Annotated in this window: 8 protein-coding genes; all 8 read right to left on the bottom strand. The window is 37.5% G+C overall.

All coding sequences use genetic code 11. From position 1 onward, the window contains the following. Positions 1 to 943, bottom strand: a 943-nt coding sequence (locus tag ABZA26_RS03190; RefSeq protein WP_372713073.1) for an ABC transporter ATP-binding protein, incomplete at its 3' end; no start/stop codon positions are given. Between the two features lie 11 nt (positions 944 to 954). Next, the gene (locus tag ABZA26_RS03185; RefSeq protein ID WP_372713074.1) at positions 955 to 1,947 is read right to left on the bottom strand and encodes an ABC transporter ATP-binding protein; all 993 of its coding nucleotides are present in this window, start codon (positions 1,945 to 1,947) and stop codon (positions 955 to 957) included. Between the two features lie 13 nt (positions 1,948 to 1,960). After that, on the bottom strand, positions 1,961 to 2,878 hold the full coding sequence (locus ABZA26_RS03180) for an ABC transporter permease (protein WP_372713072.1): 918 nt from the start codon (positions 2,876 to 2,878) through the stop codon (positions 1,961 to 1,963). Between the two features lie 10 nt (positions 2,879 to 2,888). Beyond that, complete coding sequence (nikB, locus tag ABZA26_RS03175) at positions 2,889 to 3,815, bottom strand: nickel ABC transporter permease (protein WP_372713071.1); 927 nt, start codon at positions 3,813 to 3,815, stop codon at positions 2,889 to 2,891. A gap of 63 nt (positions 3,816 to 3,878) precedes the next feature. Next, a complete protein-coding gene (locus ABZA26_RS03170; RefSeq protein WP_372713070.1) occupies positions 3,879 to 5,405 on the bottom strand; it encodes a glutathione ABC transporter substrate-binding protein in 1,527 nt (508 codons plus the stop codon). Positions 5,406 to 5,735: 330 nt separating this feature from the next. Next, complete coding sequence (glsA, locus tag ABZA26_RS03165; RefSeq protein WP_372713069.1) at positions 5,736 to 6,650, bottom strand: glutaminase A; 915 nt, start codon at positions 6,648 to 6,650, stop codon at positions 5,736 to 5,738. Positions 6,651 to 7,066: 416 nt separating this feature from the next. Beyond that, positions 7,067 to 7,450, bottom strand: a complete 384-nt coding sequence (locus tag ABZA26_RS03160; RefSeq protein ID WP_372713068.1) for a VOC family protein — start codon at positions 7,448 to 7,450, stop codon at positions 7,067 to 7,069. Positions 7,451 to 7,514: 64 nt separating this feature from the next. Continuing rightward, positions 7,515 to 8,743: bifunctional glutamate--cysteine ligase GshA/glutathione synthetase GshB (gene gshAB / locus ABZA26_RS03155; RefSeq protein WP_372713067.1), on the bottom strand; the 1,229-nt coding region annotated here is incomplete at its 5' end.

Below are 8,743 nucleotides of genomic sequence, written 5' to 3'. Positions count from 1 at the left end.
TTATATGGCATGCCACAAAATGATCTTTTGAGATCTCAATAAGATTAGGGTCTCCGTGTGTACACTCTCCTTTTGCATGGACACACCTTTTGGCGAACCGGCATCCAGGCTCAGGACTTATAGGGGATGTTATCTCCCCGGTAAGTTTAACCCTTTCCATTTTTTTCTTCAGGCTCGGAGTTGGTATAGCAGAGAGCAGGGCCTTTGTATAGGGGTGGGTGGGGTTTTTAAAGAGCTTATTTGCCGGTCCTTTTTCCACCAACTGTCCCAGATACATTACTGCAACTTCATCTGAAAAATGTTTTACTACCGAAAGATCATGAGTTATAAAAATATATGTAAGGTTAAATTTTTTCTGTAAATCCTGCATCAGGTTTAATACCTGAGCCTGAATAGAAACATCCAAAGCTGATACAGGTTCGTCACATATTATAAATTTTGGTTTCAGTGCCAGAGCTCTGGCGATACCAATTCTCTGTCTTCTTCCTCCGTCTAACTCATGGGGATATGTGTTTATGAGTCTTTGACTAAGTCCCACTGTATCCATTAATTCCTTTACATTTTCACTAAGTTCCTGTTTATTTTTGCATTTTTTATGAATTATTAGAGGTTCTCCGATAATTTCACTAACCGTCATTCTGGGATTAAGTGATGCAAATGGATCTTGAAAGACTATTTGCATATCTTCTCTCAGATCTCTCATCTGTTTTTTGTTGAAAGTTCTTATATTTTTACCCTCGAAAAAAATCTCACCCTCTGTAGCTTCGAGAAGTCTCAGTATAACTCTTCCAGTGGTAGATTTTCCACATCCGGATTCACCTACTATTCCTAAGGTTTTGCCTTTTTCTATTGAGAAAGTTACCCCGTCAACAGCATGAAGTTTCCCCTTAGGAGTATCAAAGTGTTTTTTAAGGTTTCTTACTTCTAATATTTTTTCAGCCATATTCATCTCCCTTATTTAAGTTCCACAGCTTCTACAAGTCCCTCATAAATCAGGCATTTTACGTAATGTCCCTTACTTATTTCAATAGGCTTAGGTTCTCTTTCTTGACATATTTTTTTTGCATTATGACATCTTGTATGGAATTTGCATCCAGACGGAAGATCTGTCGGGTCTGGTAGAACCCCTTTGATAGGTTTTAATCGATCTACATCATCATCTAAATTTGGTATGGATGCAAACAGCCCTTTGGTATATGGATGTTTTGTATTTTCGAAGATATCTTCTATTCTTCCGTTTTCTACTATTTCCCCAGCATACATAATGGCTACCTTGTCACAGACCTGAGCTACCACTCCGAGGTCATGAGTAATCATTATCATGGCAGTTTTAAATTTGTTTTTAAGATCGTTCATAAGGTCTAATACCTGTGCCTGGATTGTAACATCTAGTGCTGTTGTAGGTTCATCTGCAATGAGAAGTTTTGGGTTGCATGCAAGAGCTATGGCGATCACAACTCTCTGTTTCATTCCTCCTGAAAATTGATGAGGAAAGTCGTTAACCCTTGCTGCAGGTATTCCCACCATTTCAAGCATTTTTCCTGCTTTTTTCATTGATTCGTTTTTATCCAGGTCCTGATGAATTTCAATAACCTCTGAAATCTGTTCTCCCACTGTCAATACGGGGTTAAGGGAGGTCATCGGATCCTGGAAAATCATAGATATCTTGTTTCCTCTTACTCCCCTCATGTCATCCTCTGATTCATGGATAAGATCCTTACCTTCAAAGAGAATATTTCCATTAATTATTTTTCCAGGAGGATTAGGTATAAGCTTCATTATTCCAAGAGCTGTTGTAGTTTTTCCTGCTCCTGTTTCACCTACCAAACCTAAAGTTTCTCCCTCTTTTAGGTTTAGATCGATATTATTGACGGCGTTTACTGTACCATCTTCAGTTGTGTAGATAATGCTCAGATTTTTTATATCAAGTAGTTTATCACTCATAATTTCCTCCTCAAACTTATTGCTTCAATCTTGGATCAAGTGCATCTCTCAAACCGTCTCCAAGTAAGTTAAGTGCCAGTATGGTAAACATAATTGTAAGTCCCGGGAATGTAGTTACATGCCAGGCGTATCTCAGGTATTGTCTTCCTCCAGCTAGCATGGATCCCCATTCTGGTGCAGGCGGCTGTATGCCCATACCTATGAAGCTGAGACCAGCTGTAGAAAGAATAGCTCCTGCTACTCCTAGTGTCCCTTGTACAATTACCGGTGCCAGGGAATTAGGTATGATATGTCTGAGAATTATTCTAGCATCACTGGCCCCTATAGCCTTTGCTGCCTCTATAAATTCTTGATCTCTGATGGAAAGGACAGAGGCTCTCACTATCCTTGCAAAAGTAGGGATATATGAGACGCTTATGGCCAGCATAAGATTGAAAATACTAGGTCCAAGTGCTGCTACGATGGCTATTGCCAGAAGAATACTTGGTACTGCAAGAAAGACATCCATTATTCTCATTATAAAGTTATCTAACTTACCGCCGTAATATCCGGATATTGCTCCTAGGCTTCCTCCCGAGACAATGGCGATGCCAATAGCCAGGATACCTACCTGTAGTGAAACTCTAGATCCATGTATCATTCTAGCAAGCATATCTCTTCCAAATTCATCGGTTCCTAACCAGTGCTTCAAACTAGGTCCCTGCAGCCTGTCCTTTAGATGTTGTTTAATAACCACATCGTCATAGTCTGCAATAACATCGGCAAATAGTGCCGAGACTACAAGTATCACTAAAATAGCCAATCCAAACATAGCCATTTTATTTTTCTTTAGTCTTCTCCAGACTTCAGCCCATTGGCTTCTTTTTTTATTTGTATTTTTTATTGTTTGTGTTTTTTCTATGGAATTTTCGACTTTAATAGCCTGCTCTGACATAATAACCTCCTTATTTATATTGTGATTTCATTCTAGGATCGACGTAAGCATATACAAGGTCAACCATTAAGTTTACGACACTGAAGGCTGCTGCAAGAAATACAACTGCCGCAAGTACGGTAGGTGTATCTTTCTGCCTGATTGCTTCAACCATAAGTCTTCCTACTCCAGGCCATGAGTAAACAGTTTCTGTAAGAACAGCTCCCCCCAGAAGATATCCAAATTGAAGACCGATAACTGTGATTATAGGTATAAGAGCATTTTTGAGGGCATGATGATTGATAACCTTTTTCTCAGAAACACCCTTAGCTCTGGCAGTTCTTATATAATCCTGTCTGATAACTTCAAGCATGGATGATCTTGTCATACGGGTGATAATTGCTGCTGCACCTGTTCCCAATGTTAATGACGGGAGAATGAGACTACTCATTCCTGTAAACCCTCCAGAAGGAAGTATCCTTAATCCAACTGAGAAAACTAGTATTAGCATAAGCCCCAACCAGAAGTTGGGCATGGCTACACCAAGTAATGCCCCAATCATACTAACGCTGTCTACAAGAGAGTATTGCTTTGTAGCTGAGATGATACCTACAGGTATACCTATAAGTACTGCAATGATCATACCGATTACTGCAAGTATTAATGTATTTGGAAATCTAGAGAATATTTCTGAAAACACTTCTCTTCCAGATGTATAAGACCTTCCGAAATCTCCTGTAACTGCATTTCCTACAAATCTTGCATACTGTAAAATAAAAGGATCATTTAGTCCCATTTCTTCTCTGAGAGCTATAATTGATGTCTTAGAAGCACTCTCGCCAAGGATCAATTGTGCAGGATCTCCTGGAGTAAATGACATTATAGAGAAAACCAGAAAAGATACTCCGAGCAATACTGGAATTAATAAGAGTAGCCTTTTCAATATATATTTATGCATGTTATCCCCCTTCTTTCTTTTGTAAAGCGCCTCCCAAAGAAGGCGCTAATATTGACATTGTAATTAATCAGCAAAGTGTACAGTTGAGAGTCTGTGGCTTCCAGAAGGATGTAATGCAAATCCTTCTACATTTTTTTGCATTCCGGCATTTATATTTTTATAGAAAAGACTTAGGATAGGCAGATCTTCCTGAATAATCTCTTGAGCTTCTGCATAAAAAACTTTTCTTTCTTCCGGATCAGTAGAAGCCTTACCCTTATCCAAAAGATTGTCTACAACTGGATTGTTATAGAAAGATCTGTTTCCAGGTCCTCCTTGAGTTGAAGAATGGAATAATGCATAAAGACCATAGTCAGCATCTCCAGTAGTAGTTCCCCAGCCAAGGATATACATGTCATGATCTCCTCTGGCAGTACTTTCCAAATATGCTCCCCATTCCATAGGTTCTATTGTCATTTCAATTCCAATTTCTTTTAATTGAGCCTGAACGATTTGACATACCTGCATTCTAATAGGGTTGTCATTTGTCCAGATAACAGTTTTAAATCCATTAGGGTAACCTGCTTCAGTAAGAAGCTGTTTAGCTTTTTCTACGTTGAATTTATAAGACTTTGCATTTGGATTATAACCAAATACCTTAGGTCCTATAGGAGAGTTGGCTTTTGTACCGGCACCTAGAAGAACTGCTTCAATAAGATCGTCTACATTTACAGCAGTGGCAATTGCCTGTCTTACTTTTTTGTTGTCAAATGGTTTTTTCTTCATGTTAAAACCTATATAGTCCAAAGACGGTGCTTCCTGCTCATCAAATTTAAGTTCTTTATGAGTAGAAACTCTTTCTGAATCTATAGGTTCGATGTCATAAGCTATATTTACTTCTCCAGTTTCGAGTCCGATAACTCTGTTAGTTCCCTCAGCTATATTTCTGAATACCAGATTTTTTATTGCAGGAACTCCGTTAAAGTAATCTGCATTAGCTTCAAGAGTAATTTTATCCCCTGCAGCCCAGCTTATAAATTTATACGGACCAGTACCAACTGGTTCCTGACCATAGTTTTCTCCACTTTTTGTTACAGCTTTTTCATTTAATATAGAAGAAGCCGGATGAGCAAGGTTGTAAAGCATTGCTCCAGCAGGTTCTATTGTTGTAACTTTTACTGTATAATCATCTAATACCTCTACTTTGTCCATACCTTCAACAATATGTGATACTTGAGCTGTGTTAAGTTCTCTTTCAAGTGAAAATTTTACATCGGAGGCTTTTAACTCCTCTCCGTTGTGGAATTTGATTCCATGTCTGAGGTGGAAAATAGATGTAAATGAATCTGGCTGCTCCCATGATTCAGCAAGCCCAGGAATAATATTCATATTATTGTCAATGTCCACCAGTCTGTCATAAATTTGTGTAATTATTCTTGCTGATGGCTGGTCATTGGTTGCGTGAGGGTCTAGTGCTTTTGCATCAGCTCCCTGGGCCACAACAATAGTGTCCTTCGCAGCTCCATCTTTATTTTTTGCTTCTCCGCCACATGCACCAAATAGCATGATGGCAATTATTGCCGTTAGTAATACCTTGATCTTAGTTAACATATACTCCTCCTTTTAATTTACTTTCTCTAAAGAGAGCATAACAGATTATTTATATTGAAATTGTATCTATAGATACAATTGGACTATTTTTATTCTTTTTATTATATTTTGGTACACTTTTATTAGTTTTGAAACTATAGTTAAAAGAAGTTATGTATGCTGACACATCATTTTAAGTATGAAGCTCCTTTTGTATCTGTTGTTCATACAAAAGGGCCTATGGATGAGACACTGTCTATTAATGATAAAGATTTTGAAGAGATAATAAAAAACCCAGCCGAAATAAAATCAGCTGGGTTTTTGTATGGAAATAGTTTAATTATTATTATTTTAAAATATGCTCAGGGACAATTCATCTGAAAGATCTTCCAGAAGAGATTCTCCGGCCAGAGGATTACCTTTTTCATCAAGGGCCGGACTAAATACCCCTATACCCATCTTCCCTGGTACCACAGACATTATTCCTCCGCCTACACCTGATTTCGAAGGGATTCCCACTCTCATGGCAAACTCACCTGAGCCGTCATACATCCCGCAGGTTATCATAAGGGTTTTTACGATCTTTGATACACGCTCGCTGACTACTCTTTCTCCGTTGCTCATTACTCCGCCTCTGGCCAGGAAGAGACCGATTCTGGCCAGGTCCTTTGCAGTGACCTCTATAGAACACTGTCTGAAATACACATACAGTGCATCGTCAATACTTCCGTCGAGGTAACCCTCGCCCTTCATAAAATAAGCCATGGCCCTGTTTTTATTTCCCGTAAGATTTTCTCCCAGGTAAATATCATTATTCACTTCAAGGTTTTTATTTTCCGAAATTTTTCTGAAAAAATCCAAAAGTCTCTGGAATTTTTCTTCTGCATTATTACCCTTTATCAGTGCACTTGTTGCTATAGCTCCAGCATTTATCATGGGGTTAAAGGGTTTGTGGTTTTTGCAGGTTTCCAGTTTCTGTATTGAATTAAAGGCATCTCCGGTGGGCTCCATCCCGACTTTTGAGAATACATACTCCTCACCGTGATCTAGTATTGCCAGCATGAGTGTAATGGGTTTTGACACACTCTGTATGGTAAATTTCATATTACAGTCACCTACGGAGTATATAGAACCATTGGTCTTCATGATGCAAAGTCCGAGAGCATTTTTATTTGACTTTTCAAGTCCGGGAATGTAGTTTGCTACATTACCCAGTTCACTCTTAGCTCTGTTTTTCTCAACTAAACTTTTTAGAAATTTCTTCATTTTTTTACCTCTTTTTTAGAAAATAATGTATTTTTATCAAAATATATATTATATTTTACAACAACTTGTTTATTTTAAGTGAGCAGAATAATCTTTTCTAAGGAAAGGATAACAAATTTTTAACTTTTAAATTGTATCATAAAATACAAATAGCTTTATTTTCTTATTTCATCCAAAGTATTACCAGTATCATTTAGGCTGGATTGTTTTCAGACGCATCTTGTATTATATCACCTAAAGGACTTATTTGGTTATTTATAAACCAACTAACCCATACACATTTTTTATATATAACAAGGTCACTATAAGTATTTATAATGGAAGAAAAAAGGCACTCATGAGAGTGCCGGGGAAATGGATGTTATAAATTTTAAATTACCGGGATCCAAACTTATACATAGTCTGAAAAGCCTTTTTTACTGTGCTCTGATTATTTCAATGGCATATCCGTCTGGATCCTTTACAAAATAATACTTTGGATTTTCTCCGGGAAGTCCCTTGAGGTCTCCCACTTCATACCCCATATCTCTGTGCATTTTATGTGATTCTTCCAGGTTTTCTACTGTTAAAGCAAAATGACTAAACCCGTTACCCAGCTCATAGGGTTTATCAGTATGATAATTATATGTCAGTTCTATTTCAAAGTTATTATTTTCATCACTTAGATATACCAGTGTGAATTCATATTTTGGAAAATCCTTTCTTCTGACCTCTTTCAGGCCTAAAGCTTTTTCATAAAACTCCAAAGAACTATTTAAATTCTTTACTCTGATACACCCGTGTTCTAATTTGTATTTCATTGTAACCTCCTAAAAATAAATTAAATATTATAAATTAAGATAACTCTTTCTTTAGATACTATAGTCAGAATCCCAGGGCATCTAAAATTTTTCCGCCTAGCTCCCTGTTTTTACCAATATAGGGATAGCAGTGGATGTGTATTGCAGGATTGAAATTTATCTCTATGACCCCGTAATTTCCATCTGGGTCAGCATTTTTTATGTCTTTTATCATCATATCCACCCCACAGATTACAGCCCCTGCTGCTTTTGAAGCTTTTACTGCTATCTCCTTGTACACATCAGGGATATCATCGGTGTAGTCGATGCTGTCTCCCCCTGTGCTTATGTTTGAATTTTCCCTCAAGAAAACTTTTTCATCTTTTTGAGGTATATAATTTATGTTTTTACCCTGGGCGGCTAAAAACATCTCTTCTACCTCTCCGATGACCATCTTCTCTAGCGGTGTCTTATAACCCTTTCCTCTGAGGTGACTTTTGTTTTTTTCTTCTACCAGCTCTTCTATACTCTTCTTTCCGTCACCGACTACATTTGCCGGTACTCTGTGAAGGATGCCCACTGTCTCATCGCCGATCACAAAAAATCTGTACTCTTTCCCCTCTATAAACTCCTCAATAAGAATAGAATTGTCTTCTCCAAAGGCAATATCCACCGCCTTTTCATAATCAGCTTTGCTGAATCCGGCCTTAAAAATACTTATACCCAGACCGAAATTAGTAGATTTGGGTTTCACCACGATTGCTTTATTTTGATAGTCCTGGTAATCTGCCTTTGCCTGGGAAGGGTCATCATAATCCTCACCAGTGGGAACTTTGATACCGTTATCTGCCAGCACTTTTTTGGTAACCACTTTATTTTCCATTATTAGGGCTGTAATATAAGAGTCTAAAGAGGTTTTTGTGGCCTGCTTAATATACTCTTTTTTTACTCCGTTGTCTAAAAGAACAAAGTTTTCATTTCTGTCAACTAATTCAAATTTAACTCCTCTTTTTATAGCCTCTTTCAACACTATCTGAGTTGAAAGTTCCAAATCTTCATAACCTTTTAAGGCAAAACTTTTTTTCTGACTTTCTTCCAGAGAGACTTTAGCTTTTTCAAGGTGAAAATTTATGAAGCCATTTTCTTTTATTCCCTCTAAAAGCCTTGTAACATAATGTCTGTCCTCATGCAATACTTTATCTTTTTGAAAATCTATTATTTCTTTATATTTCTCATCTAAAATACCGGTTTCTTCAAAAATATCTGTCATTTCATTGATGATTTCCTCTGCCCATTTTCTGGCAGTAATGGGCG

This window comes from Ilyobacter sp. (assembly GCF_041583315.1).
Lineage (GTDB): Bacteria > Fusobacteriota > Fusobacteriia > Fusobacteriales > Fusobacteriaceae > Ilyobacter.
This window is presented reverse-complemented; position numbering and strand designations above follow the sequence as displayed.